The sequence below is a fragment of the Micromonospora sp. CPCC 206171 genome (assembly GCF_036906755.1).
Lineage (GTDB): Bacteria > Actinomycetota > Actinomycetes > Mycobacteriales > Micromonosporaceae > Micromonospora > Micromonospora purpureochromogenes.
On record NZ_JBAKHT010000016.1, the window covers coordinates 1 to 26876 of the forward strand.

At 66.7% G+C, this 26876-nt stretch carries 13 protein-coding genes and 1 pseudogene; 6 read left to right on the forward strand and 8 right to left on the reverse strand.

What is annotated here, in order from left to right; all coding sequences use genetic code 11:
* Window positions 1-33: 33 nt before the first annotated feature.
* The 5 genes and pseudogenes from V6U89_RS18750 to V6U89_RS18770 all read right to left on the reverse strand — a co-directional run bounded on the left by V6U89_RS18750 (window position 34) and on the right by V6U89_RS18770 (window position 12625).
* Window positions 34-861, reverse strand: coding sequence for an IS5 family transposase (locus tag V6U89_RS18750; RefSeq protein WP_334572569.1), 828 nt, complete (start codon window positions 859-861; stop codon window positions 34-36).
* A gap of 174 nt (window positions 862-1035) precedes the next feature.
* Window positions 1036-1356: pseudogene (locus V6U89_RS18755) on the reverse strand (transposase); the annotation flags it as partial.
* Window positions 1357-1940: 584 nt separating this feature from the next.
* On the reverse strand, window positions 1941-2753 hold the full coding sequence (locus V6U89_RS18760; RefSeq protein ID WP_334572570.1) for a hypothetical protein: 813 nt from the start codon (window positions 2751-2753) through the stop codon (window positions 1941-1943).
* Between the two features lie 666 nt (window positions 2754-3419).
* Window positions 3420-3953 carry a hypothetical protein gene (locus V6U89_RS18765; RefSeq protein ID WP_334572571.1) on the reverse strand — a complete coding sequence of 178 codons (534 nt, stop codon included), beginning with the start codon at window positions 3951-3953 and terminating at the stop codon, window positions 3420-3422.
* Window positions 3950-12625 carry a golvesin C-terminal-like domain-containing protein gene (locus tag V6U89_RS18770; RefSeq protein ID WP_334572572.1) on the reverse strand — a complete coding sequence of 2892 codons (8676 nt, stop codon included), beginning with the start codon at window positions 12623-12625 and terminating at the stop codon, window positions 3950-3952. Before V6U89_RS18770 ends, V6U89_RS18765 begins: the two co-directional genes overlap by 4 nt.
* A 187-nt stretch (window positions 12626-12812) precedes the next feature.
* On the opposite strand from V6U89_RS18770, the gene V6U89_RS18775 reads away from it, so the two are divergent.
* Window positions 12813-13601 (forward strand): S1 family peptidase, encoded by a 789-nt coding sequence (locus V6U89_RS18775; RefSeq protein WP_334572573.1) that lies wholly within the window; start codon window positions 12813-12815, stop codon window positions 13599-13601.
* A 488-nt stretch (window positions 13602-14089) separates the two neighbouring features.
* Here the strand turns inward: V6U89_RS18775 and V6U89_RS18780 are convergent, their stop codons facing one another.
* Complete coding sequence (locus V6U89_RS18780; protein ID WP_334572574.1) at window positions 14090-15949, reverse strand: AfsR/SARP family transcriptional regulator; 1860 nt, start codon at window positions 15947-15949, stop codon at window positions 14090-14092.
* Window positions 15950-17718: 1769 nt separating this feature from the next.
* Between V6U89_RS18780 and V6U89_RS18785 the strand changes: the two genes are divergently transcribed.
* From V6U89_RS18785 to V6U89_RS18795, 3 genes are all read left to right on the forward strand, one after another.
* On the forward strand, window positions 17719-18969 hold the full coding sequence (locus tag V6U89_RS18785; protein WP_334572575.1) for a hypothetical protein: 1251 nt from the start codon (window positions 17719-17721) through the stop codon (window positions 18967-18969).
* A gap of 426 nt (window positions 18970-19395) precedes the next feature.
* Complete coding sequence (locus V6U89_RS18790; protein ID WP_334572576.1) at window positions 19396-19806, forward strand: IS110 family transposase; 411 nt, start codon at window positions 19396-19398, stop codon at window positions 19804-19806.
* Complete coding sequence (locus V6U89_RS18795; protein ID WP_334572577.1) at window positions 19784-20701, forward strand: transposase; 918 nt, start codon at window positions 19784-19786, stop codon at window positions 20699-20701. The genes V6U89_RS18790 and V6U89_RS18795 overlap by 23 nt, the downstream gene beginning before the upstream one ends.
* Before the next feature lie 104 nt (window positions 20702-20805).
* Here V6U89_RS18795 and V6U89_RS18800 read toward each other — a convergent pair whose 3' ends face one another.
* Window positions 20806-21489: a hypothetical protein gene (locus V6U89_RS18800; RefSeq protein ID WP_334572578.1), complete on the reverse strand. Its 684-nt coding sequence runs from the start codon at window positions 21487-21489 to the stop codon at window positions 20806-20808.
* A gap of 770 nt (window positions 21490-22259) precedes the next feature.
* Between V6U89_RS18800 and V6U89_RS30205 the strand changes: the two genes are divergently transcribed.
* The gene (locus V6U89_RS30205) at window positions 22260-22607 is read left to right on the forward strand and encodes a DUF6193 family natural product biosynthesis protein (protein WP_442933947.1); all 348 of its coding nucleotides are present in this window, start codon (window positions 22260-22262) and stop codon (window positions 22605-22607) included.
* A 430-nt stretch (window positions 22608-23037) separates the two neighbouring features.
* Window positions 23038-25440 carry a low temperature requirement protein A gene (locus V6U89_RS18805; RefSeq protein ID WP_334572580.1) on the forward strand — a complete coding sequence of 801 codons (2403 nt, stop codon included), beginning with the start codon at window positions 23038-23040 and terminating at the stop codon, window positions 25438-25440.
* Window positions 25441-25530: 90 nt separating this feature from the next.
* Here the strand turns inward: V6U89_RS18805 and V6U89_RS18810 are convergent, their stop codons facing one another.
* Entirely contained in the window at window positions 25531-26862 is a 1332-nt protein-coding gene (locus V6U89_RS18810; protein ID WP_334572581.1) for a low temperature requirement protein A, read from the reverse strand.
* Window positions 26863-26876 lie beyond the last annotated feature (14 nt).

Consider the following 26876-nt stretch of genomic DNA (forward strand, 5'->3'; position numbering starts at 1 on the left):
ACATCCTTCCAGCGAGGAACGCATCCTCACAGGTCAGGAGTCAACCGAACCGGGGGCAGTCCCGACGGGTTGGCCGCGGGTGATCCGCCGGGCCATCCCGGCGATGGCGGCCCAGCGGATGATGGCTTCGGAGACCTCGGGGTGGCGTTCGTAGTCACGGGCGAGTCGGCGGCAGAGGGTGAACCAGGACAGGGTCCGCTCGACCACCCACCGGCGGGAGATCACGCTGAATCCGCGCTGGTCGGCGGGCTTGCGGACGATCTCGACCGTCGTGCGCAGGATGTCGCGGGCCCAGTCGACCAGGCGGCCGGCGAAGCCCTGGTCGGCGAAGACGTGCCGGATCGGGGTAGCCATGTAGGCGCCGAGCAGGGCGGCCTTGGCGCCGTCGCGGTCCTGCCAGCTCGCGGCCAGGACGGTCACGGTGACCAACAGGCCAGCCGTGTCGGTGACGATGAACCGCTTCCGGCCGTTGATCTTCTTCCCGGCGTCGTAGCCCCGGCTGTCCCGACCGACGGTGTCGGCGCCCTTCACGCTCTGGGAGTCGATGATCCCCGCCGACGGCTCAGGGTCACGGCCCTGCTGCACCCGCGCCTTGACCCGTAGCGTGTGCAGAAGCTTCTCGGTGACGCCGGCGTCTTCCCACCGGACGAAGTACCAGTACACCGTCTGCCACGGCGGCAGATCCGCCGGCAGGTACCGCCATGGGCAGCCCGACCGGACGACATACAGGATGGCATTGACAATCTCCCGCCGCGGGTGCTTCTCCCGCCGGCCGTCAGTGTTCGGCTCCGGAAGCAGCGGCTCGATCAGCGCCCACTGGGCGTCGGTCAGGTCCGAGGGGTAACCACGACGCGCAGACACCGCGCCACCCTGCCCGTCTCCAACGCCAATGTCATGCCGCCACGCCATCCACATCGGACCTTTTCAAACACGCACTTAGCCAGCGCGCAGCCGAGTAACGCCCCGGACCTCCATGGCGCTGAGCCCTCCGATGAGATCATTACGGGGGGACTCAGCTGTGAGATTGACGGGGATCCCTGCTCGATCACGCGGCACGTCGATCTCGACATGACCACTCGCCTCGGTCAGCACCGTCTTCGAGCGGGTGCCGTTGCGGACGTTGCCCGACCCCGCGCCGGCCGGATCGTACTTCTCATAGCCCAGGTGCCCGGTCATCTCCTCGTTCAGCGCGGTCTCGAGCACCGTCTTGGTCAGCTGCTTGAGCAGCCCGTCCGGGCCGGTCAGCGACAAGCCCTGTTCCTTGGCCAGCCGGACCAGCTCGGCGGCGGCCTGCTCCTCCGCCGACGGCTCAGGCTTCTTCCTCCGTGGGGTCACATCATTGGGTGTCGCGGTCATCACGGCACCTTCCCCGCCAGGCACCAAGCCCGGCGGGTCAGGTCGGAAACACCGTTAGATCCACACTCCCCAATCAGCGGCCAAGGCGCCCTGGACTGGCTGGGCGGCCGCTCGTCTATGGCCACCCAACGGCAAACGACCTTGAGCCACACCCAGCCAGCCCCGGCGGCCCGGAACAACATCCAGACGCAGGAACCCTAAGGAACGACCTTGGCCCCGTCCGGGGGAGGCTGGTAGCCCCTGTGGTGCCCGGCAGGTGATCCGCCCCGGCCGATCTCTGAGGAGGGCCGGGGTTCGGGGTGGAACCCCGAGGTCTTCTGGTCTTGTCGTCTCCAAGCGTGGCCGGCCGGCCCGGCCGATGCCGGCCGAAGGTCGCCAGCAGCCGGGGCCGGGCCGGCGCGGCCCGCTTTGCGGGCCGCCTTGATCTGATAGAGCGGAATTCGGCAACTGTTCGCGCTGCCCCGGTGTCGTGTCACGGGACATGCTTCACAGTGGCGTCCCACCAGATGCTTGACATGATCGGCTTCGGCTTCGGCTTCGGCGCGGTGCGGCGACCGCCGCGTGTTACCAGGAGTGAACCACCGTCACTGCTTCTTCCATCGAGCGGTCAACTGCTCGTACTGTGCAACCAGCTCGTCACGGGTCGCTCCTCCGCCGTACACCGAACTCCACAGCAGGTCGCGGAAGCGCAGGTAGTCGAGGTCCTCCGGGGTCGCCTTCAGGTCATCCTCAAGCGGCCAACCTCTGCTCGCCATGTACTGCTCGCCCGAAGCCCTAACGTCGGCCATACGCACCACGCGTTCGAAGTCTCCGAACGCCGGATCGTCAGGATTGATGACGGGCAGAATCTCCGCCTCTGGTGTGAAGCCCAGACCCGCGAACAGCCCCAACACGGCGTCCTCCATTACCGGGAAGCCTTCGTCATCCCACGTGAGAAGTGCCGTGATGACCTCCGTCGAAGGCGTCCGGCCTGCTTCCACCGCCCACGTACGCAGCGCGTCTACCGCGAGGTGCGTGTCGACGGGTTCGGGCCTACCCTCCACGTGCTCGTACCCGCACGGCTCATTGGTGTTCGGCAGGTGCAGCGAGAAGCTGATGCCCGTAGCAGTTCGGCCCTCCAGCTGGGCGCAATCGCTGTTGGACACATATGCCGCCAGAGCTGGAGCCGCCGTGGCCGCCACCAGACCGTCCACCCCCGCGGACAACCGCAACCGCTCGGTGCAGAACGGCGCGACGCCCACTCGCTGCCAACCCTGGCCCAGGTCGTAAAGCCCGACCTTGTTGCCCCATGGGCCTGGCGTGGCGAAGGAAGAGCCGAACGCCTCGCGCACCCCCGGCTGCGTGGGAAGCGTGGCGGTCGTCGGCTTTGCCAACAGCAGCGTCCCGAACCAACCCATAGGCCGAACCCTACGGCGTAACGAGACCTAGCTAGAACAGCCGGATCATGATCAGGACGTCATCCACAGACGCGAGAATTATCCACAGCCACAGGAGCTGCCGCGGCGTGCCAACGTCTTGGCAGGGAAGCTGAGGTGGTCGGCGAGGACGCCGCCACGGCTGCTGGCCACGGCCACCCGCAGGTGGAGCAGCCCCGGCTGCAGTCCACCGACCACCGGTCCCCGCGACGACCAGCGCGGGGACCGGCTGCATTGCAGACAGCAACAGACGAGGCGGTCCCGCAGTAGTACCCAGCCGCCGTCGGTGCAGACAGGAAGAGCGGTCGTACCGCCAGCTGCCAGCTCGGAAACCCCGCAGCGTAGATCGGGTGGACATGCTGCTGCGCGGCGGGCCAGGTGACGTTCAAGTCGTCCCCAGCGGCGGAGGAACGGTGCTGCGGCAGGCATGCCTTACGAGATCACGCCTATCAGAAGCGGACAACGCTCATGCTGGTTACACCCAGAGGCGGTGGTGACCCGGAGAACGCGCCCAAAGCAGCAAGGTGCCGATGCCACGGCCGCGACGATAAACAGGGCTTATCCGGTTGGTGGAGCAGATCTCCTCTCCTCCGGCACTTTCCGGTCCCGGCATCGGGCCGCTCGCGATCCGATGCCGGGACGCTGGATTCAAACTTTCGCCGCTGCCGCTTCTAGCACATTCACGAAGTAGGAAGGATCGGTTGGCTTTCCTGATATCACCTGATGGAGGTAGGTCGCTACGAGGCGGTCGATGTCCAGGTTGTACTTGGGATTCGCTACCTTTCGAAAGCCCGTGATCACATGCTTTTGATAGGCAACGTCGCGCCTCCCGGCGGTAAACATCTCCCAGCGGAGACCTGGGCAACGATTGATGAGGGTCTCGCCGAGGAACAGCGCTACATCATTGACAACCGCATACCAAATATTGCGCAGTCGTTCCGGATGCTCAGGGTTCGCTTCGACCTCGCTCCGCAACCATTCAGCGAGACGTTGTACCGAGTCATCGTCACCGCTGAGGGGAAGACCGTTTGCCTTAAGCAGCGCACGCAGCATGTCAATTCGTTCCGACTTGGCTGACATTAACTGATTGAACGACTCGCGTGCCTCAGCTCGGGACAGCTCTGCCAGCGGCCCGTAGTACGGGGGCTCGTAGGGGTTGTAGTCATCCCAGTTTACGCTCACCTGATCACCACACCAATCCCTGCCCTTTCCAGTGCTCGCCGAAGTGGTCCGGTGGGCCCCCCAAGACCTGTGGCGTCGCTCTCCGTAAAGTGCCATTCTACCGATGTCACACCACTGTTTGGGTCATTCATCAGCTCAATGTCCCTTTGAATCTGCCGCCTCGTCTCCTTTGTGAGCGACGTGCGGCCGAGCTTCGACTCGATCGCCAATCCACCTGGCGTCAGGACGTCGAGTCTACGGGATCCCCCTGTGGCCTGAAGAGTGACCTCTCGCCGGGCACCAGGGTATTGGCTGGCAATGGCATCGGCCGCCGCATCACCGGCCGCCTTGTTCCGCGCAATGTTGCTGCCACCGTCACCGTCGGGGCCCCTGCGAGAAAGGGCTGCCGCACCTCTTAGAGCCACTCCGGCTATAGCGCCGACGCCAGCCGTATTAGCGGCAAGACCAGCGCCGATCGCGACATCCACCGTGGCCTGGCTTGCCCCGTATCCGCAGTCGTAGTAGTTGCCGGTAGAGCAGTCCATGATGGCTTGACAGATTCCAGTCAGAGCACAACCGCCGCCGACCCCATAGTTCCCACCGGACATAGTGGTCCAGTAATTCGCCTCGTCTGCCGTGGCTTTCAACGTGCCAACGGGATCGGTAACTAGTTGCTTGACCCCATCTACCTTGTCTGTGGAGTAGTTCCCCAGTCCGTCTTGCCACCCGGCCCAGGCATCTTCCACAGCCTCCCAGAAGTCATGCCCATCGATTTCCACGCCGGTGATGGGGTTGCCACCTGCAAAGGCGTACCGGTTGCCGTTCCAAGGGTTGAGCCCGAGGTGCATGTCGGCGAGTGCGCCGTTGTAGCTGTCACGGGTAAGGAAGCGGTTTAGGCCGGGGCTGTAGTCCCGGAAGCCCATGTCGTACGACTCGGAGTTCTGGTCCCACCGCTTGGCGTTGAATCGGTAGGCGTTGTACGGCTCTTTGGTGGGGTCCGCGGCGTCGGGCTTGTCGATCCCGGTGCTCTGGGCCTCGTCATTCTTGCCGTACGCCGTGTAGCCGTAGGTGGCCTTAGTCTCGCCCGTGTCGTCCGTCAGTTGCTCGACGTCAGTGTGAGGGTTGTAGCCGTAGTAGGCGTCTTCCTCGGTGCCGTCGTCCTTATGCGTGACCTGCGAGAGCCGCTTGCCCCAGGGCGTGTACTGGTACGACTTGGTCACCTTGCCGGCTACCTCCTCATCCAGCACCTCAGAGGAGAGTCCCAGGTAGTTGAACGTGGTGGTCTTCTCCTTCGTGCCACCGGCATCCGTGGTCTTGGTGGTCGTTCGGTCCAGCGGGTCGAAGGTGTACTTGGTAACCGACGTGGTGGTTCCGTTCTTCTTCCGGTTTTCGGTGATGTGGTCGAAGCCGTCGTAGACGTTGCGCTCCATCACGGTGCCGGCGGAGGTGACGGTGTCCAGCCGCCCGAACGGGTCGTAGTTGTACGAGGCGGTCGCCCCGCCGGCCGTCGCCGTGAGCAGCCGGTTGCGGTCGTAGTTGAACGTCGTCCTGACGTCCTTGACGGTCTGGTCGATGACGTTGTTGTTGGCGTCGTGGACGTAGATCTCCGTGTCCGCGCCGTCACCCGTCTTGACCAGCCTCGTGAGGCGGTCGCGGGGGTCGTAGGTGTAGTCGCTGGTGGTGTTGAGGTACGTCGAGTGGTTGTCGGCGTTCATCTTCTTCGCCACGTCACGGCTGCGGTTGCCGTTGAGGTCGTAGGTGTAGGTGTGCTCCGACACCACAGTCCCGTTGGGCTTCTTTTCCACCTGCGTGTTCAGCAGGCCGTCGAGGTAGTACGTGTGCTCGACGGCGTTGCCGTTGCCCTTGGTCTCCTTCAGCTTTTCGCCCCGGTCGGTGTACGTGAAGGTGGTGACCTTCGCGTCGGTGTCGGTGGGCGACTTACCGTTGGTGACCTTCGAGGCGAAGTCCCGCTCGTCGTACTCGTAGGCCGAGTACTGCTTGTCGTGCTTGGTGGTCAGCGGAGCGCTGTTCTCGTTGTAGGTGAACGAGGTGGTGTTCTTGACCGTCCCGGACTTGCTCTCGGTGACCGTCTTCACCTGGTTGAGGTCGGTGTAGGTGATCTTGTAAGTGTCGACCCGAGTGTCCGGCGACGGGTCCGTGCTGGTCTCGAGGTTGCCGTTGGGGTTGTCCGTGATGGTCTCGAGGTTGCCGTTGGGGTCGTACCGGTAGGTGTAGTGCTGCTTCTCGTTGTCGACGTCGGTGGAGTTGTCCCGGACCAGCTTGACCGCGTCGGCCACGACCGTGCCGGTGGCCTGGTCCGACAGGGACACCTTGTGGTTGTTGCCCTCGGTGAAGTTGTACGAGCCGAGGCTGACCCAGCTACCGGCACCCGCGGTCTGGTTGACCGTCTTCGGCGTGTTGCCGCCGCCGTGGCTCACCGTGTACTTGGCGTCGGTTGCCGCGCCGGTGACCGTTGGGTAGCGGGCGAAGACCTCGTACGTGCCGGACTGCGGCACGTTCAACTGCCAGGTGAAGGTGTTCGCGCCGGTCCCTGCGGCCCGGGTTGCGTAGTTGGTGCCGTACTTGTTGCCGGCCGTGGTGGCCGGGGTCCAGGTGCCGGTGGCGGTGGTGTTGTTGAAGTCGGAGTTGTCGACCAGCACCACCTGCTTGCCGACCGGCACGCCGTTGTCCGCGCGGGACTCCAGCTTGCCGTCGGGGTAGTAGGTCCAGGTCATCGTCCGGTTCGCCGACGAGTTCGACGGGTTCTCCCCGGCCGGCGTCAGCGTCCGCGTGGTCTGGGCGCCCAGCTCGTTGTACTCGTAGGCGGTGACGATGTCCCACGGGTCGCTGCTGGTCTTCGTCCAACCGTTGTCAAAGTACGTGTACGTGGTGTCGTTGCGGGTCGACTCCCCCGCGGACGGCGGCGCCGAGAGGATTTTGAGCCGCCCCACCTCGTCGTACTCGTAGGTGGTGATGTCCGCCGCGGTGTAGCGGGCATCGGCCGTGTCGTACGCGGTGTGGATCTCCTTGACCCGGTTCAGCTTGTCGTAGACCTTGACCGTGGTGAAGTCCTCCGGGTCGTCCGTAACCGTGCCTCGCGGGCTAGTCACCTTGGTCTGGTTGCCGACCTCGTCGTAGTCGTACTCGGTGATGCGGTAGGTGATGGTGCCGTTGTCATTCTTGTGCGGCACCTTGGCCTGCTTCGGCTTACCTCGTGGGTCGGGGATGACCTCTGTGGTGTTGCCCAGCTGGTCGGTCGCGGTCCTCACCACACCGTCACGGTCGTACGTGGCGCTGGTGAACTTGCCCAGCGCGTCCGTGACCTTGGTGACCCGGTGCGCCTTGTCGTACCCGTACCGCCTGGTGTAGTCGAGGGTGTCCGTGGTCACGTTCTTGCGCGGGTCGACGACCTTAGAGACGTTGCCGACGTTGTCGTACTCGTAGGTGATCTTGTGGCGCATGGCGTTGGTGACGCTGGTGAGCTGGTAGATCTCGTCGTATTCGTTGGTGGTGGTGTAGTCGCCGTCCACCTCCGGCGTCAGGTTGCCCTTCGGCTCAGTGGTGGTCGTCAGATTGCCGACCTTGTCGTAGGTGAAGGACGTCTTCCGCTGCGGGTCACCCGCCTCGTCGACCGGGGCCAGCGTGTACTCGATCTGGTCGGCCTCGTCGTACGACGCCTTCATCACAGCACCGTTCGGCGCGTACGACTCGTAGACGTTGTCGTTCTCGTCGTACAACGGAGCTGGCGTGCTGATCCACTCGTTGGCGGCCTGGTTCTTGGCCACGCTGCTCACCAGCGGCCGACCGAAGGTGTCGTACGTTTGGGTGGTGTCGTGGTCCAGCGCGTCGGTGACCTTCAGAACATTGCCGCGCTCGTCGTAGACGAACTCGGTGGCCCGGGTCTCCGCGTCCCTGATGGTCTGCGGGTAACCGCTCGGGTCGAAGCGGCTGTTGGCCGTGACGTTGTCGTTGGCGTCCTTGACCGTCTCGAGCTGACCCCAGGCGTCGTAGGTGTACCACGTCTTGTAGTCATCCGGGTCTGACGTCGTGTTGCCCTTCGGGTCGACGACCCAGGACAGGTCACCGTCAGTCTCGTAGCCGAAGGTCCACTTCCGCCGCTCCGGGCTGAGCTTCTCAACCAGATCGGCGACGTAGCCGTTGAGCTGGCTCTGGTACTTAAGCTCCGTCCCCGGCGTGCCGTTGGCGACCGCCTCGGCGTCCTTGATCTCGGTGGGGTAGCCGGTTTTGGCGTCGTACTGCCAGGTCGAGACCGCGTTGTTGGCTTCCTCGAGGCGCTCGACGTTGTGGTCACCGTCCCACTGCAGCTTGGTTTTCTGGAGCTTGGCGTTGGTCGTCTCCTTCGGCCGGCCGAGGGCGTCCATCAGGTAGATGGTCTTGTGCTGCTCCGCGTCAGTGACCGTGGTCTCGATGTTGTCCGTGGCATCGGGATCCCGGTACGCGAATTGGGTCAGGTTGAGCGTCCGGTCCTTGTACCACTTGGTCTTCCAGTGCCACTTCGGGTCGTCGCCGGTCTGCGGGTAGTTGTACTCCAGCTCGGTGGCGTTGTTCCGTGGGTCGGTGACCTTGACCAGCTTGACGTTCTTGTTGCCCTGTGTGGCGTCGTAGTCGAACTGGAACTTCTTCGGCGTGCCCATGGTGCCGCTGGAGCCCTCGCCGTCGACCATCTCGCCGAGCAGGCCCTTGTCGGTGTAGAAGAAGGTGATCTTCCGCCCGGAGATGTCAGTGATCTGTGAGACGTGGTCGATGATCTTCGGGTTGGTCAGGTTGGTCGCGGACTTCCGGTTCCAGTCCGTGTCGTCGATGTAGTCGTAGTCCTGGCCCTTGGCGTAGTAGTCCAGGGTCAACGTGGTGCGACCGGCCGGGTCGGTGATGTACCGGAGGAACTTGGTCGGCTTGTTGTTCGACCTCCGCTCCTCGTAGGTGAACACCATCTCGTTCTCATTGTTGTCGACCACGCTGGTGAGGAAGCCCTCGCAGTCGTAGTAGAACCGGGTGCGGTCCGGCTTGGTCAGCAGCCAGGCCCGGCGCTCCTGAGTGTTGGGCTTGCAGTCCAGGCTGGTGACCTTCTGCAGGTAGAGGTGGACACCCTTCGGGCTGATCCACTCGCCCGTCTGGTCGTTGCGGGTGAACCGGTGGGCGGTGCCGTCACCGTCGGTCAGCGTGACCTTGGTCGGGTTCGGATTCGGGTGGAAATCGAGGGGGGTGCCCAGGCGCATCATCGATGACGCCTGCAGCGACCAGCCGAGACCGGCCACCGAGTCGGAGGTGTCCAGCGAGTTGTAGGACATTCGGACGAAGGTTGACAGGCCCCGGGAGGGGTTGTTGAACGCGTTGTACGACCAGACGGTGTTGCCGGCGAACAGGTTGTTCATCAACGTGCCGCCGGCGCCGGTGTTCTTGCCCGCGTAGGAGTAGAACTTCTCCAGGCCGAGCTGGTCGGAGGTGGGCTCCTCCACCGCGATGTCCTGCGGCAGCGGCGCGATCCCGGTCAGCTTGGTGCCGTCGGTCTTCTTCAGTTCCCAGTTGAGGGTGTAGTTGTTGCGCCGGTTGCCGTCGGCGCTCGTCGCCGGGGCCTTGACCTGCGCGGTGACGTCCACGCTGCTGACGCCGGCGTCGCCGATCGGCACCACGTCGACGGGCAGCGCCGTCTGCAGCGAGGTGCCGGCCGTCGGGACCGCGTCGCCGTTGGGCAGGGCCCAGCTGTACGTCAGCGCCCACTCGCTCTTGAGCCACTTGGTGGCCGTCGGGTTGGAGAGGGTGACAGGGATGCTGTAGGTGCCGTTGGAGGTCATCACCGACGGGGTGGTCGGCGCGTAGTAGGTCTGGACCGCGTCGGGCTGGGTGTAGACGACCTGTAGCTGCGGGCGTAGCGCCTCGGTGCCCTCGCTGGAGGTGAAGAGGCTGTGGCCCTTGAGCCGGCCTGGCTCGTCGGTGTACTTGATCAGGAAGCCGTTGTTGGTGGTCGGGTTGGTGATCCAGTTCTGGGCGGCGTCCTTGACCGCCCAGCGCCGCCACTGCGGCGCGTCGTCCACCCCGAAGTTGGCCAGCGAGCTGGCGGGCGTGGCGGAGTAGTCACCGCCGGCGGTGGTCCAGTTGGTGGTACTGGTGGCCTTCACCCAGGTCGCGGCCGTCGGGTCGAACGCCTTGTTGAGGGTGTGCACGGAGTAGGTGGACTGCTGCGAGGTGCCGATGACGGTGCTGAAGCCCCACAGGCTCAGGGAACCGGACAGCACCTTCGCGTTCGCCGGGATGGACGACGTGTCGAAGCGCAGCAGCGACCTGGCGGAGTTGTAATCGACGGAGTTGTTGCCCGCCATCAGCTGCGTCTTGCCATTCAAGGTGTTGAGGTTGGTGGTCTGCTTGTCGGGGTGGGACGAGAGGGTCACGTCGGCGGCGGCTTGGAGGGTCTGCACCACCTGCCCGGATTTCGGCAGCTTGGCCGTCACCGCGGTGGACGGGACGACAGCTCCACCAGTGGTCTTGACCGCCACCTGGTAGTAGTAGGTCTGCCCGTACGGGTCGGTGGAGCTGGCCGCGGTGGGCGTGGCGGTGGTGTCGGTGAACGACGTGACCGCCTTACTCACCGGGGCGACCAGGGTGGCCGCGGTCGGGGTGAAGTTCGGGGTGGTCGAGCGGTGCACCTGGTACTCGGCGATGTCCGCGCCGCCGTACGCCGACCAGCGCAGCGCGGCGCCCGTCGGGTAGAGGGTACGCGGGGTGTCGACGACCACGCCGGGGTTGCCGTAGTTGATGACCAGCTTCGGGGCGTTCTCGGTCTCACCGCCGTAGGCGTTCTCCGCCGCCTGGTAGCGGGGACCACCGTGGCCGAGCCGGGCCTCGTCGACCGCCTTGACCATGAAGCCGTTGTTGCCGCCCGAGTTGACCCACTTCTGCACCAGGTTGGTCGCCGCGAAGGTGTGCCAGACATTGGCTTCCTTGGCCCGCATCAGGCCGCCGGACTTGGTCAGCCGCACCGCGTCGGCGATCACCGGGGTGGTGCTGTTGGTGTTGGCGTCGCTGAGCATGACCCGGCCGGTGGTGCCGGCCTTGAACGGGTACTGGCCGAGGCTGGCCCAGTCGGCGTTGGCCGGCAGCTTCTGGTTGACCGGATTGGGGGTGGCGACGCCAGCGTCGTGGGTGACGGTGTACTGCGCCTTGTCGGTCCGGTCATTGGCCGGAAGGTAGTGGGCCTCCACCGTGTACGTGCCGTCCTCCGGCACCGTCGGCACCCACGTGTAGGTGTCCCCGGCGATGTCGTCCCTGTTGTACAGGTAGGTCAGCTTGACGGCTTGCTTGCTCAGGGTGGCGTTGTCCGAGACCGGCCAGGCGCCCTTCGCCGCGACCTTGCCGGTGTCGGTGTCGTCGACCATCTCCACGGTCGCCGCGCCGGAGCCCATGGCGTCCTTGACCTGGGTCCAGTTGACCGTGGACTCGTCCCACGCCGTGGTGACCTCGCGGACCTCGAGCGGCACGTCGTACGCGTCCGTGGTGTGGGTGGTGTCGTAGTACATCTGCAGCGAGGCGGAATCGATCGTCGTGTTCGCCGGGATCGAGTTCAGGTCGAACTTGACCAGGCCGCGCGCCGCCCCGAAGTTGGTGGTGCCGACCGACAGGTGCCAGCCGGTGCCGTAGTTGGAGCTCGGGCCATCGGATACCACCATCGCGTCCTGCGCCCCGGCTTGGTTGTCCGGCTGGACCTTGATGGTTGGGTCGACAGTTACCGGGTACACCCGGTTCGGATCGGCCAGCCAACCCTTGTCGGCCGCCACGTCGATCGCCCACCGGCCGCCGTCGGCCCGCAGGGTCTGCGTCACCTTCGTGCTGTAGGCGAAGCCGTACGGCGAGGACTTGTCGGCCTTGGCGTCGTACATGAACGGCGCCGGCATCGCCAGCAGCAGCCGGTTGTCCGACGGCGACCGGAACTCGATCGAACCGTCCTTGCCCTGCGCGACCTTCAGCTTGCCGGCGTCGAGGGTGAACGTCAGCGCCGCGGCGGCGGACGGGGCGCGCAGCACCAGCCGCTCCTTGAGCGAGGTGGCGGTCACGTCGTACGCCAGGTCCATGCCGTCGGCGATGCCGGGGTAGGTGACGGTGTGGCCGTTCAGTACCGGCTTGAGCGCGCGCGGCGCGCCGGCCAGGCCGAGGGTGACCTGCTGGCCGTCGAGCTCGAACCGGGTCAGCGCGGTGGTTGAATCACCGAAGCGGCTGGTGAAGGTGTTGGTGGTGTTCGCCGCCGCGAACCCGCCGGCCTTCGAGGGCGAGACCGTCGTGTCGATCGGCTTCCAGGTGCCCTTGGCGTCCTGGTAGAACTGCGGCGTCGCCGAGACCTCCGCCTGCAGGCGGCCGTCCGACATCTTGTACACCCGGGTGGTCGCCGACCGGCGACCGGTCAGCTCCTTCACCCGCTTGGCAGGCTTCTTCCGCACGCCGGCCGGGAGCTTCTGCTCCACGTACAGGCCGGCGCGGACCGCCTCCGCCGGGGCTTTCGCGGCCCCGCCGCCGACCAGGCCGCGGGCGGCCTTGCCGAGCCGGGTCAGGGTGTCGTCGTCACCGGCCGAGGCGCTGGCCGCCGGGTCCGGTTGGTACTGGCGGAGCGTTTCCATTCCGCCGAGCGTGGCCACCAGGGCCAGCACCAGGGCCACGATCAGTGGCCCTCGTAGTCTCTGTCTCATCCGTCACCCTCCGAGCCAAGGCGGACACGTAGAGTGGGAGACTATGACCACGACCTATATAGATCGGAATATTCCTTCATACCTTCGTGGCGACACAAAAGATATCGACTCAGGTACCTGCCACGAGTTTCAGCCATGCTAGGTTCGCCGAATGATTTCTTCACGGGGCAGGGCCCGCCTCCGCCGCATGAGCTGGGCCTTTGCAGCACTAGGACTGTCCACCGTGCTGGCTGCGCCGGGCGTGGCACACGCCATCGCCAACGGCACTCCCGTCGCCGACGGTGAATACCAGTTCTCCACCAAGCTCACCATGACCAACATCCCGCGCGCCGACGGCACCGTCTACGACAGTGCCTGCTCCGGCGCCCTCGTCGCCCCGCAGTGGATCATCACCGCCGGCCACTGCTTCCACGACACCTCCGGCAACCGGGTCAGCGGACCCGTGCCGTACTCGACGACCGCGACCGTCGGCCGCACGGACATGACCGCCACCACCGGCTACGTCGTTGACGTCACCGAGGTGCGGCAGGCCTCCCGACACGACGTGGCGCTGGCCAAACTCGCCACACCGATCACGGACATCGCGCCACTCCCAGTCAGTTCCAGTTCGCCGCAGACCGGCGCAGTCCTGCGGATGACCGGCTGGGGCGCCACCAGCTCCGTCAACCCCACGCCAGCCACCCACCTCCAGACCGGCCAGTTCAAGATCACCCGGGTCGCCGGAACGTCGGTCATGGTGGTCGGCTACGCCCCGGCACCCGACACCAGCGCCTGCCTCTGGGACTCCGGTGCCCCGTACTTCACGGAAAACGCGGACGGAACTCAGACACTCGTCTCGGTGGAATCCGACGGGCCGTCCTGCCCGCACTCCCGCGAGGAGACGACGTCACGGGTAGACCGCATCGCCGACTGGATCCAGCAAACCGCGGGAGCCACTGTGGTTGCAGCAGGAGGCAGGGGCAGCCACGGTCGATGAGCCAGCGCTCACAGGGATGACATGCGGGTAGTCCTCGCGCAAAACACCCGCGCCCACTGTCAGCGCTCCAACCACAAGACGAAACGTGCGGCGGTGTCCGAGGTCCCGGCCCGGGCACCGCCGCCGTGGTCTCTCCTGGTCCTTTCCCTCAGAGCGGCGGGCCCCAGGCGAATGAACAGGCCGAGAACCACATGGAAATCCGCCGACGAAATCAGCAATGAAGACTTGGCGAGGGATATGGCCGACGTATTGCCACTCCAACAAGTAGGACAGCTTCCGAAGACGGGCCGCCATGAGGCGCCGAAATGCAGGGCGACCCGGAGGCTACCGGTCCCTCAGACGCCGGCGCCTGCCCGGTGGCAAGCCGCACCGCCCGGGCCGCCCACGGCGGCCGACGAAAACGCACGCTGCGGCCCGCTTCAGGTCCTGCTGGCCGGGCCGAGGTGCCTGCTGGAAAATGGGCCAGGATATAGGTGTCGTAGGACGTTTCACGCCGATTCTGGCCGCAACCTGAAAGGGTCGTTGTTCCTGTGCAGAAGGGACACCGGCCCAGAAGGCGCCGCGGCCAGTTCAGCGGCGTAGTCCCTGACCAGCGCCGGCAGCCGGTAGCGGCCGGCCCCGTCGCGATGTACCAGATGCGCGTCGATCAGATCGTCGACGGCTCGCCGCACTTGCACAGTGGAGACGCCGAGCTGACGGGCAAGCGCGTCCACCAATGCCGGGGTATCGGGAGACTCCGCCAGCCGCTTGAAAAGCTGATTGGCCACCTCGCTGTCGCCGCAGATCGCCGCGACGCCCTTCGCCAAGCTCGCCCGTACCGACAGGTCCTCGCATGCCAGCAGGTCGAGCCGGTCTCGACCGTCGCCGAGTTGGTCAACCAGTGCTGCGACGGGCATCTGGGGCCACCGCGCCAACCGCGAGCCAGCGATCCGCAGTGCCAGCACCGAACCGGCGCAGAGCCGCACGAGGTCTTTTGTGGCGTGGGGATCCGCCGCCAGTCGCTCACCTCCGGCGAGAGTGGCCAGCAGGCCACGGGCCCCGGCGGCAGTCAGCGGTGCGAGCCCCACCCTTCGCACGCCATCCAGGCCGCCCAGTTGGCGCTGGCCGACGACGATGAGCGCTGGGCCAGGGCCGGCGGGCAGCAGCGGCCGCACCTGGGCTGACCGGGTAACCCCGTCCATGACGAGGAGCAACCGGCGGCCGGCGACGAGCGAGCGCCACCAGCCCACGCGCTCGTCCGTTCCGTCCGGCACGTCCGATGGCGCGACCCCCAACGCGCGCAGGGCTCGTGCCAACACCTCCTCCGACGTCGCCCCGACCCGGTACCCGAGGTCAATGAAGACCTGTCCGTCGGGGAAATCGCGGCCCACCATGTGGGCGGCGCGTACGGCCGTCGCCGTCTTGCCGCTGCCGGGAGGGCCGGTTATGACCGCGGCGGCAGGGGTCGCCACGGTCACGGTCTCGACAACCGCCGCGGTTTCCTCAGTACGTACGACGAAGGCGGCCAGATCTGGCGGCAGCTCGCGGGGCACAGCCCAGGCAATGGTCCCGGATGGCCGCGGCGGCGCCGCCACCGCCATCGTGACCTCGGTTCTCGGCAGGGTGCGGGAAAGTTGGGGTGCCCGCTCGAGCATCTGCCGGTGCAGATCGGCAAGCTCCCCACCAGGCTCCACACCGAGCTGCTCGCTGAGGGCGGCGCGTGCATCCTGGTAGGCGGCGAGAGCGGCTGGTAGATCCCCACAGCGGTACAGGGCGAGCATCAGGTGCTCCCACGCCCGTTCCCGCAACGGGTGGGCGGCCAGATGCTGCCGCAATCCCGCCAGTACGTCGCTGTGTCGCCCTGCGGCCAACCGCGCCTCGGTCAGCTCTTCGAACACCTGGAGCCGTTGCTCGTCCAAGCTGGCCCAGCGGTTGTCGAGGGCGGTACCGCGGGGAATACCACCACCGGCGGGGCCCCGCCAGTACGCCAGCGCATCGGTAAGCGCGGGAATGGCGCTGGCTGCCTCCTGCGTCGCCAGCAGCCTGCGGCCCTCTCCCGCCAATCGCTGAAACTCGCTGGCGTCCAACTCGTGAGGTGCCATCCGCAGCTCATAAGCGTTGAGCCGGGCGATCAGGCGGTCACCCAGTGTGCGACGGAGCTCAGCGGCGTGGGAACGGAGGTTCGCCACTGCGGATGCCGGTGGTGAATCAGACCAGGCCATCTCTGCCAGCCGCTGCAGAGAGACCGGCCGATTCGGCTCCAGCGCGAGCCCGGCGAGCACGGCCCTTCGCTTGCCTGAGCCGGGCGTGACGACCTGGCCATCGACGAACAGCTCCACTGCGCCCAGCAGTCGAATCTCCAGTTGCATCTCGCCGCTCCCCCGTTGGACCTCGAGCGCGCTCAGGCTAAGTGGGTCCTTGGGCTACAACAAGGCATGCCGCCCAAACCGGCGCATGTGATAATCATCTATGTGACTGAGCGGCGTGTCGACGTAACAGAGGTACAGCCAAGAGCGCTCTCTCCTGGTGGTAGCGTCGGGTCAGCCTGATCGGCGTCGATGGTCCGGGTCCTCGGTCAGTCACCACACCTACCGGAACAACACCGGCTTCGCCTTCCGGCCGACACACGACTACTGACCGCATCGGTAGCTCCACCCGCACTCCCGGATGGGCGACCGACCGATCAGAGTCCGCGCTGATGCGAGCGGTAGAAGGCGGCGGTGATGCCTGAATCGCACGTCACGCAGGCATCACCAATCGACCAGCACCGTTTTAGGAAACCGATGCTCTATTCCCTGAGCTACGAGGGCGCGAGGGCCTAGTCTAGCGACCTGGGGGTTCACCTGGGGTGGCAGGGAGTGGCCTACGTTCACCCACGTCACCCGGCCCCCTGTTCTCCCAGCCCAGGACCACAACCGGAGCACACGAACCCGGGGTTGCCACGGGCGTTCCGCCACGGTGACCCGCGCTGGCACCGGTTGACCCGGGGTGGCATCCGCTGGAGAGCACACACCGCGCACATCATCGAAGATCAACGACGTTCCGTCCCGCCTACCTATCGTATGCGCCGCCACCGGAGAACCACGGAGCACTCACTCCGGAATCGCTCGGACCCACCGTGGTGCCGACTATGAACGTCCCCCACCAAGCGTCCGCTCACTGCCGATGAGCGGACTGCGGCGTGTGCTCGCTCATCTGGATATGGGCTCCGCGCCGCGCCGTGATGCGCTGGCACCCCTCAAACCGGCATTTGTCAGCTCTGGCGGACACCCCTCGGCCTGACAGAGGTCTGACAGCACCACCGTGCCGGCCCCGCCGCAGGCGGGGCGATGCGATCAGACCGGCGCCCCAGGGTCGTCGTGGCCGTTCATCGTGGCGGAGGGTGACGGGCACCCCCGCCCGACGCAACGACGGGCGTCGATGACATTGGTGCGTGAACCGCACCGTCAGACGGGCGCGGCGTCGCGCCAGGGCCCGCGTGTCAGGTCTGGCGCGGTCAGGCAACGTCGTCTATGACAGCGCCGCGACGTCGTGTCATTCGGCGGTGCCGCTGTCAGATCGCGGTTCGGCGCCGGGTTGCCGCCGTGACAGACACCAGTGCCGCCGTCAGGTTGGCGACGTCTGACAACGGCAGGCTTGTCAGACACCGCCCTAGCGTCACGGCGGGGTTGTCATACATAGTGCCCGGCCGGCACGCGGAGGCCTTCAGTGCCAAGAATTCCTGGGAGTCGGTGCCAACTACCGCCGGCAGGGCCTGCTCCTCGATCCCGTTTATCCACCCCCGGCCGCTGAGCGACCTCACTCCAGGCTTTGGCGGTACAGCCATCCGTACAGACAAGCCGGCCGACTGGCCCGGTCATAGGCAGACGCGAGACGACAAGGGTGAGCAGGTCAACGCCAGCCACCGACGCCCGCCGACAGCATCGGCCCACCGGGACTGACCGCCGCCCGATCCAGTCCGGAACGCCGCCCGGCGGGACCCTGGCCTGCTGCTGGTGACCGCAGGGGCGAGCGGTCACAGGCGTTGAATGGCATGATGCGCCTAAATCATACTAGAGATCATCAATCTGAGAGGGTGGCCATGCAGGGTGGAACCAGGCTTGGAACGGGGCGGCTGACCCGGATTGTCGCAGCTGCGATGACTGGCGCACTCACCATCTCGTTGCTCACCGTCGCGTCTCCCGCTCAGGCCGCGTCCTGGACCTCGATCTACGGCGTGTCCGCCACTGGTTGGATGGGGCAGGACTCGCCCACGGTCTCAACCGATCGGCAGGGCGACGCCCTGCTGGTCTGGGCGGCCTGCGACTTGAACTCGACGTACTGCTTGCACCAGGTGCAGGCCCGGATCGTGCCGGCCAACGGCTCGATGGACTCGATCAAGACGCTCTCGCCGCTCGGCAGCTCGTCGTCCTGGCCCGACGCCGCCTCTGACGACGACGGTGACTCCGCCGTGGTCTGGGAGCAGGACGGTTTGGTGGTGGGTCGCCGGGTGTCGGCCACCGGCTCGCTGGGCACGCTCCAGACCATCGCGACCTGGAGCGCCATCAACCCCTCGGTCGCGGTGGAGCCGACCGGTCGTGCGCTGGTCACCTGGACGGAGACCCGGGACGGCGCGTACACCACGAAGGCCCGCTACTTCAACACGGACAGCTCGCTCGGCCCGGAGTTGACCCTGGGTTCCGGTTCCGGCGAGAAGCCCGCGGTCGCCATCGACCGCGAAGGAAGCGCCCTCGTCGTGTGGACGGAGGGCTACCAGCGGGTCGTCGCGACGCGGGTCCAGCAGGACTCCGTGTCCTCCCCCCGGACCATCGCCTCCCCGGTCACCGGCGTCGGGTACGGCCGCGTCTCGGCCAACCTCGACCGGGACGGCGACGCGGTCATCAGCTACCGGCGGTCGCACACCAGCGAGCTGCCACGCGTCCGGGTCCGGCTGTACAGCCGCGCCGGCACGCTGAGTGACGTCATCTACGCCACGCCGTCCACGCACGACGTGACCTTCTACTCTGCTCTCGCCACGGACCTCGACGGCGACTCCGTGCTGGTGTGGAGCCGGCGGACCAGCAGCACCACAACCGAGGTGTACGGTCGCCGGATCTCCCGCAGCGGCACGCTCGGCACGATCACCAACCTCGGCGTCGGCGACCGTCCCGCAGTCACGGTGGACGACGACGGCAACGGGCTTGCCGCGTGGCACTCGCCCGGTCCCCCGTACGCCGCCAAGGAGGTGCACGCCCGCACGGTTGCCCGGGACGGCGTCTTCGGCGCGGCCGAGCGGCTGTCGACCAATGGTCGCGTCGTGCGGGTCGACTCCAGCCCGACTGGTCGCTTCTCGGTGATCTGGCAGCGGGCGTCCCACCCATACGACATCCGCGCCCGCTTTGGCCAGTAAGAACCTGGCCCGCCGCATCATCGCCGGTTTACCTCGGCGGTGAGGCGGCCGGGCCTGGCGCGGGGGCCAGGGCTGGCGCCAGGCCGGCTCAGCCGCCCGCGCATGCGCCAGGACAGCAGGGGTCAGCCGAGGCCACGAAGGACCGCCAAGACCAGGCCGCCAGCCCAGCAGGCAGCCAGACATCGACAACTCCCAAGCTGTTTTCGGGTCCCTTCGGGGCGCCGCGCATGCGGGAAAATCCGGGATGGTCGCCCGCCGACGTCGGTGACTTCATGGCGCAGGTGAGGCCGTCAAGCTGTTTGACGCTGGGAGCCGCTTTGAGGGGCTGCGCATTGTTGCTACGAGCACGAGGGTCCGACTCTTCATCTTCTCCGCCGGCTCCCGCGGGCGGCCTTTCCCTGTCCCAACCCCTCACGGGAGACCGTCATGGAAGAGGTCGACGAGCAGGAGTTACACGTCGAGCGGGTGGCCGCACTCGACCTGGGTAAAGCGGTGTTGGAGGCGTGCGTGCGGGTGCCGCACGAGTCCAGGCCGGGTCGGCGTATGCAGGAGGTACGCGGCTTTGCCACCACCACCTCGGCGCTGCTGCAGATGGCCGGCTGGTTGCGCCGTTGGGGCGTCACCCGGGTCGTCATGGAGTCAACCAGCGACTACTGGAAGGGCGTCTACTATCTGCTCGAGGCCGAGGGCTTCGAGTGCTGGCTGGTCAACGCCCGCGAGGTCAAGAACGTACCGGGGCGGGCCAAGACCGACAAGGCCGACGCGGTGTGGTTGGCCAAGGTCGTCGAGCGGGGCATGTGCCGGGCCGTCGCTGGTGCACCCCAAACCCATCCGTGAGCTGCGCAACCTGACCCGCTACCGGCGTTCGCTCATCCGCGACCGTACCCGGGAGATGCAGCGGGTGGAGAAACTGCTCGAAGACGCCCAAATCAAGATCACGTCTGTGGTGAGCGACGTGTTCGTGGTATCCGGGCGGCTGATACTTCACGCGCTCATCGACGGACAGCGCGACCCGACGGTCCTCGCCCAGATGGCCAGGGGCCGGCTGCGTGTCGAGATTGCACAGCCGCAGGAGGCGCTGAGGGGGTTCTTCACCGATCACCACGGCGCCATCCTGGCGATGATGCTGGACAACATCGACCGGCTCACCGCCCAGATCACCGCCCTGGACACCACGATCGCCGAGGCGGTCGCCCCTTTCGCCCGTCAGGTGGCGCAGCTGAGTGAGATCACCGCAGTCGGCCCCACCGCCGCGCAGGAACTGATCGCCGACGTCGGCGTGGACATGACCCGCTTCCCGTCCGACGCGCACCTGGTGTCCTGGGCCAAGTTCTGCCCACAGACCCACGAGCCCGCCGGGATTAAGAAGAACAAGGGCCGAGCAAAAGGCAGCCCGTGGCTGGCCGCCACCCTGGGCAACATCGCCGGCAGCGCCTGCCGCACCGACAGCTTCCTCGGCGCACGGCACCGACGCATCGCCAAACGCCGCGGCAAACAGAAGGCGACCGTGGCCACCGGCAACGCGGTCCTCGTCATCGTCTACCACCTGCTGTCCGACCCTGCCGTCCGGTTCCGCGACCTCGGCGCCGACCACTTCGACACGCGTATCGACAAACAGCGCAGGGCCCGAAACCCCGCCACCCAACTCCAGGCCGTCACCGGCCAAAAGATCACCATCCGCGACGGCAAGGCCATCATCGCCGAACCCGAACCCGAACCCGAAGCCGCGTGACCAAGCCACCCACACCCGGCTCCGCTGCGCTGCGCCGGGTGCTGCCGCCTGCCCACTCACCATTGGATTTTCGGGTCTGACAGTCATCCGATCGGTCGTTGTGGTCACAGTTCGGCGTCCCCGGCGGGCAGTTTGTCCATCCAGCCTTCGGCCAAACGGAGGCGCCGCACCCATGCCGAGATGTCGTCGGGATAGCGAGGGCCGATCCGCCGCCAGAAGTCGACGAACACCCACGGGGAGCCGAGTTCGAACTCATCGTCAGGGAACGCCCGACCCATCTCGGGCTCCGCGACGTAGTAGCCGTCCTCGTCCTCGTCATCTTCCAGGTTGACGTGCACGAGGTAGGGCGCGACCTGCTCGACAGCGCTGCCGACCGTGGCGGCGATCAGGGCCGGCTGGCCGGCGTACTTGGCGGCGAGCCGTGCGACTTCTGCGGGGTCGTCGGTGAAGTAGTCCGGCATCGTCGCGAACTGGTCCAGCGTTGCCCCGTTAGACAGCAGCGCATGGCTCCAGTAGTCCCCATCGTGGATGCGTACGGTGCTGGCGAGGGCACCAAGGTCACGCGAGATGGACTCCGCAGTCGCGAGTTCGGTGAAGTATCGCGGCCAGTTGACGACTATCCACCCGTTCACAGGCGGGAACACCAGCACGTCATCGTCGGCCACGGGTTCGGCGTCCGGGACCGGCTCTGCCGGCCAGGCGTTGGCCGTGAAGAACCGGCCGGCAGCAGCCAGCACACCATCTACATCCTCGGTCTGGAACGCGGATACCGCCAAGAACTCACCCACGCGGAGACCCTAGACGTCGGCGACCCACCGCCAACCAGGCTGGACCATCGGTCACCGGCCGTCCCGACAGCAACCAGCGACAGCTACAGCACCGGACTCGATCGGACGAGCGAGCCCGGCGATAGGCCGGTGACGAGGAAGAACGGACGGAACTGGACGACCTTGGATGAGGCCGCCGAGGCTACGGATAAGAAGGTTACGAGCGGCCGCCACGTGAGCAGGGCAACCGCGAAAGGCGGTCAAGCAGGTCCTACAGCCAGCCTGCTGATCTACCGGCGCACGAGCACAGCGCCAACCCGTTGCGAGCGGCACACGTGCGGCTGAATCAGAGGGGATGCAGGTTGTCAGCCGCGGCGGTGGTCCTGTTTCGCGCCCGCTCAACGTGAACGGGTTGTGGTGACCACGGCGGAACGCTCACTGAACAAGGCGACGACCCCGCCGGGGGCGCCTGATCAGCGTTGTCGGCCAGTGTCGGCGAGTACCGTTCCCTCTGGTCCTACCCTCGGCGTCTTGCCGGCTGTGCTCATTGGCGTCGGTCACGTGTCAGGGCGTTCGGTGCCTTCCTGATGACTCGTGCGGGTTGGGACGACTGCTGGACCACAGGGAAAGGCAGGCGCCAGATGGTCCAACGCCGTCACCCTGACCGGTCGCTTGTCGGCCGGCAGGGTAGGTGACAGCGGGGCTGCTGGCCTTCTGGTGTGGCGGCGCGACGCTGGCGGAGGTTCGGGAGCGTTACCCGTTCATGAACGTGAGGGAGCTTGCGCTCGCACATGAACGCGGGACGGCGATCGAGGTCGAATGGCGTCTGCTTCTTGAGAGCACGCCGGATCTGGTGCGACCGGCCGTCCAAGCGGCCGCAGGTCAACCGGTACTGCGGGGGGTTGTTCCCGTTCCAGAGCCTCAACACGCTGCGCTTCAGCCGTTGCACCGGTTACCCCTACTCCGCCGATGTGCCGCATATCGAGCCCACCTATGGAAACCGCTTTCGGGTAGTCGCTCCTGGCGGGACCTTAGTGGCCGAAGGAGTCAACGCACGAAAGGCGGCGGCCGTCGTCGCGTCGACCCTTCCGCCTGGGTTCCGGTCAGCTGTGGCCGGGACGGCCCGCGACCTTGCCTGAACGCAAGTGCTGCGCCGCAATCGCACTGCCAGTTTGGAAGGACGAAGATCACGACCTCGACGGGCCTGGTGGGCGAGGTCACAGACAGAACGTGTAGGCCATTCGTGCCCGCTCGTGACCGTGGACGGCTCGGGCTACTGACACGTGGATGGCACGGCCCCCGGCGCGAGCGGCAGAGGTCATCCCCTCTCCCTCGACCGACATGACGAACGGCCTGGGAAGGCGGCCACGGTCGGCCGCCGCATATGTGAAGGTCTCTATGACGGACGGTGATCCCCGCCGGCTGCGTGCGGGCTGGCTGAATTCGGCCTCCGTCCGCCTACCGCTTGGCAGAGTGGGGGAGGTGACCAGGAGCCGGTTGGCGCGGCATTCCGGTGAGCGTCGCGCGCGATTCCTCGGGGGGATTCAACTATCCCCCGGGGGCCCCGGGGTGACCCGGTTGGAGCTGTTCCTCGACCTGGTGTTCGTTTACGCGTTCCTGAGCGTGACGGACCTCGTGGCGGAGAACTTCCGGATCGAGGGCCTGTTCCAGGGCGTGCTGGTGGTCCTGTTGCTCTGGCGGTGCTGGAGCTCGTACACCGTGCTCGGCAACCTCGTCAGGTTGGACCAGGGAATCATGCGGCCGCTCATCTTCGGGGTGGCGGCGACCATCCTGTTGATCGGGATCGCCACACCGGTGATCTTCACCGATCGACCAGGTGGCTTGTTCGGGCCGTTGATCTTCGTCGTCGCCTTCCTGCTGGCCCAGCTCGGCGCGCTACTGATGTTGACGTACACCGTTTCGGGTGGGACCCGAGGATCCCTTCTACGCGCATGGTTGCCGTTCTCCGGCGGCGCGGTCCTGCTCCTGTCCGGTGCGCTGCTGCCTCGCCACCTGCCGGCGGGCGTCGACGGTGGGTCCGTCCAACTGGCCCTGTTCTTCGCCGCCACCGTCGTCGATTTCGTCGGCGTGCGGGCGCTCGGTGCGGACAACTGGCGGATCGTGTCCGTCGCGCACTGGGCCGAGCGGCACCGGCTGGTCGTGCTCATCGCGTTGGGCGAGACGATCATCTCGATCGGCACTGCCCGTGGCCTCATCGGTGACCCACCGATCACCTGGTCGGTGATCGGGGGCTCCACCCTGAGCCTCGTCGTCGTGGCAGTGCTCTGGTGGCGCTACTTCGACATCGCCGGATTCGCCGCCGAGCAGGCGCTGCAGCGGTGGCCGGCAGCCAGCAGGTCCCGACTCGGCCGGGACGCGTACAGCGTCCTGCACGTCGTCATGATCATCGGTCTCGTCCTCATCGCGCTGGGGCTCAAACGCGCGTTGAGTTCGGTCGAACCCGCCACCGCGTACCGGTGGGACCAGCTGAACACACTCGTCCTCTACGGAGGTGTCCTGGTCTACCTGCTCGGGATGGTGGCCCTCGAGCACCGCACCATCCGCCTGCTGGGTCGTAGCCCGTTGCTGGGGATCGTCCTGGTGACCGCCTTGGCTCCGGTCGCGGTCCGCCTGCCGCCAGTGGGGGCGGTGGGGCTGCTCGCCGCCGTTCTCACCAGTATGGTCCTGGCCGACCTCACCGTCTTCCGCCGGCGGCATCACTTGCTGCACAGGCAGGCGGCGGAGGCGGCGGTCCATGCCGCCACCACCGGGGTCACACCAAAGGAACTCTTCCTCGATCTGGTGGTCGTCTACACGTTCATCCAGGTCACCGTGTTGATGACCCGGCACCCCACCGGGGCCGGTGTCGCCCAGGCCCTGGCCGTGCTCAGCCTGCTGTGGGTCGCCTGGTCCCTCTACACCCAGCTAGGGAATGTCCTTCGAAGCGAGTCCATCCCCGTCCGGTTGAGTGTCCTGCTGGTCGTGGCGCTGACCCTAACGATCGGCATCGCTATCCCACAGGCGTTCGACGTTGTACCCGACGGCCTGCCCGGTCCGATGATCGTCGTGGTCTGCTACATCGCGCTGCGCGTGCTGCACCTGATCGCGCTCCGGCTGGTCGTCCGCCCGGACCGGGCACCACACGCCCGGATGCTGCGGGCGAGCGTTCCGACGGTGGCCGCGCTCGTCCTGTTGTTGCTCGCCGCGCTGGCTTCCTCGCGGCCGCATGCCCCGGATGAGCTGAGCTCGCTCGTGGCGAGCCTCTGGCTGGCGGCCATCGTCGTCGACCTCGCCGGGGGCTACCTCATCGTCCAGCGGTTCTGGCAGGTGAGTTCGGCCAAACACTGGACCGACCGGTACGCCCTGATCATCCTCATCGCACTGGGCGAGTCGATCATTTCGACGGGGGTGGCCGTCTTTGGCCGCGCGATTTCCTGGTCGGTGATCGTCGCCAGCGCCACCAGCATGGTCCTGCTGGCCACGCTCTGGTGGGCGTACTTCGACACGGACGCCATCGTCGGAGAGCGCGTCATGCAAGACCGGACCGGCAACCGGCGGGCCACGCTGGCCCGCGACGCATACGCCTACCTGCACCTGCCCATGATCGTCGGGCTGATGCTGCTCGCCTTCGGCATACGGAAGACCCTCGACGTGGTCAGCGACCCGTCAGGACCGGCGCGTACCCCGCTGGGGCACGCCATCCTCTTCGCCGGAGTGCTCGTCTATCTCCTCGCCAACCAGGCATTCTGGTGGCGCACCCGGCACCAGATCCGCTGGATCCGGGCCACCGGAATCCTGCTGGTGGCGATCCTCGCGCCGGTGACCAGCCCACTGCCGCCGCTGTGGGCGCTGACCATCCTGACGGCCGCCACCGCCGCCGTCATGATGATCGACTCCCACCACGCCGCCGAGCTACGGCGGCGGCTACACGAGCCACCACCCTCAGCCATCCTGACCAGCAACCGCCCATGAACCCCATCACCTAACCCGCCGCGATCCCCACCTCTACATCGCCCGGCAGGCGGCCGACCGTTTCTCCCACACACGTTGGGAAGTAGCTCCTCAGCGGGGCTTCTCGTCGGGGGCTTCTTCGTGCCAGCGGGCCCGCCATTCGGCCTCGTGCTTCTCGTAGCTGGTCTTTTCCTCGAAGACCGCCTTGTGCAGGGCTCGGCGGGCGTCGGCCATGACTGCCATCTCGGTTGCGACCAGCCCGATGCAAATGGCGGTCAGCAGGCTGAGCGCCGCCAGTGCGGGGAGGTGTGTGGCGAGGGGGATGGCGGCCGCGAGTACGAGCACGGTGCCGACGCGGGTCCAGGAGAGCGTGCCGAGGGTCCGCAGTTGGAACAGCATCCCGCCGCAGAGGTAGCAGATCACCCCGCCGAACAGCAGGGGCACCCCCGGGCCGTGCGTCGACTCGGCGAGGTTGATCGAGCGGTCCGCGATCTGCCGCACGATCTCCTCCGCTCCGAGGGCGAACAGGATGATCCCACCGATCATGACGAGCTGGGAGTACGCGTAGGCGTCCCGCGCCATGACGACCCGGGAGCGCCCCTGCGCCGCGTGCTGCGCGATCCGGGCGGCCGGAGCGATGATGTCGAAGTGCGTCCACCACAGGGCGGCGGTGAAGAAGATGCCGAGCACCGCGGCGGTGACGCCCCGCCAGGTGACCGGCTCACCGAGCAGGTTGCCGCCGACGCCGACGGAGATGATCGACTCGCCCAGGGCAATGATGAGGATGAAATCGTACCGTTCGGTCCAGTGCTCGGCGGAGGTCAGCACCCAGCCCCACGTGTTGGCGACCAGCCCGGCGCTGTACTGCAACAGGACGACGGCGATCCAGAGCCCGTCGCGCACCATGTCGGCCCGCCCCCGATCGTCGATCAGCGGCGGGATCAACGCGGCACCCAGCAGCAGGAGGGTGCTCATCACCAGCTCGGGTGAGTACTTCAGCAACAGGCGACGCTCGCCGGGTCTCTCCCCGGCGACGTGCCAGTACAGCAGCAGGTGCACGCCGCGGAGCACCAGGTAGCTCACCGCGAGCACCACCGGCCCGACAGCCAACTGCACCGGGTTACCAAACGCCTGCGGCAGGGACAGCGCGAAGCAGAACAGTGCGGCCATCCCGATGACCATCAGCGCCGGGACGAAGCCCACGCCGAGCCGGACCCGGGTCGCGACCACCGTGTGCACCACCCAGCACCACCAGAGCACGGCGAGGACCAGCATGGCGTGCAGCAGACTGTCGCCGGTGATGTTCACCGCGGTGGCCCGGGTGATGATGAAAAACGAGAAGACGAAGACCAGGTCGAAGAAGATCTCGAACCGGTCAACGCGGGTGCCGGGGGCCACCGCGACGGCCGGCCCCAGCCGCTCCACCCACCGCTTGCCAGCCACCGACCGAGTGTCGC

Excerpts from the sequence above, each read along its gene's own strand:
- V6U89_RS18770 (WP_334572572.1), bottom strand. The coding sequence starts at position 12,625 with ATGAGACAGAGACTACGAGGGCCACTGATCGTGGCCCTGGTGCTGGCC.
- V6U89_RS18780 (WP_334572574.1), bottom strand. The coding sequence starts at position 15,949 with ATGCAACTGGAGATTCGACTGCTGGGCGCAGTGGAGCTGTTCGTCGAT.
- V6U89_RS30205 (WP_442933947.1), top strand. The coding sequence starts at position 22,260 with ATGAACGCGGGACGGCGATCGAGGTCGAATGGCGTCTGCTTCTTGAGA.
- V6U89_RS18785 (WP_334572575.1), top strand. The coding sequence starts at position 17,719 with ATGACTGGCGCACTCACCATCTCGTTGCTCACCGTCGCGTCTCCCGCT.
- V6U89_RS18760 (WP_334572570.1), bottom strand. The coding sequence starts at position 2,753 with ATGGGTTGGTTCGGGACGCTGCTGTTGGCAAAGCCGACGACCGCCACG.
- V6U89_RS18790 (WP_334572576.1), top strand. The coding sequence starts at position 19,396 with ATGGAAGAGGTCGACGAGCAGGAGTTACACGTCGAGCGGGTGGCCGCA.
- V6U89_RS18775 (WP_334572573.1), top strand. The coding sequence starts at position 12,813 with ATGAGCTGGGCCTTTGCAGCACTAGGACTGTCCACCGTGCTGGCTGCG.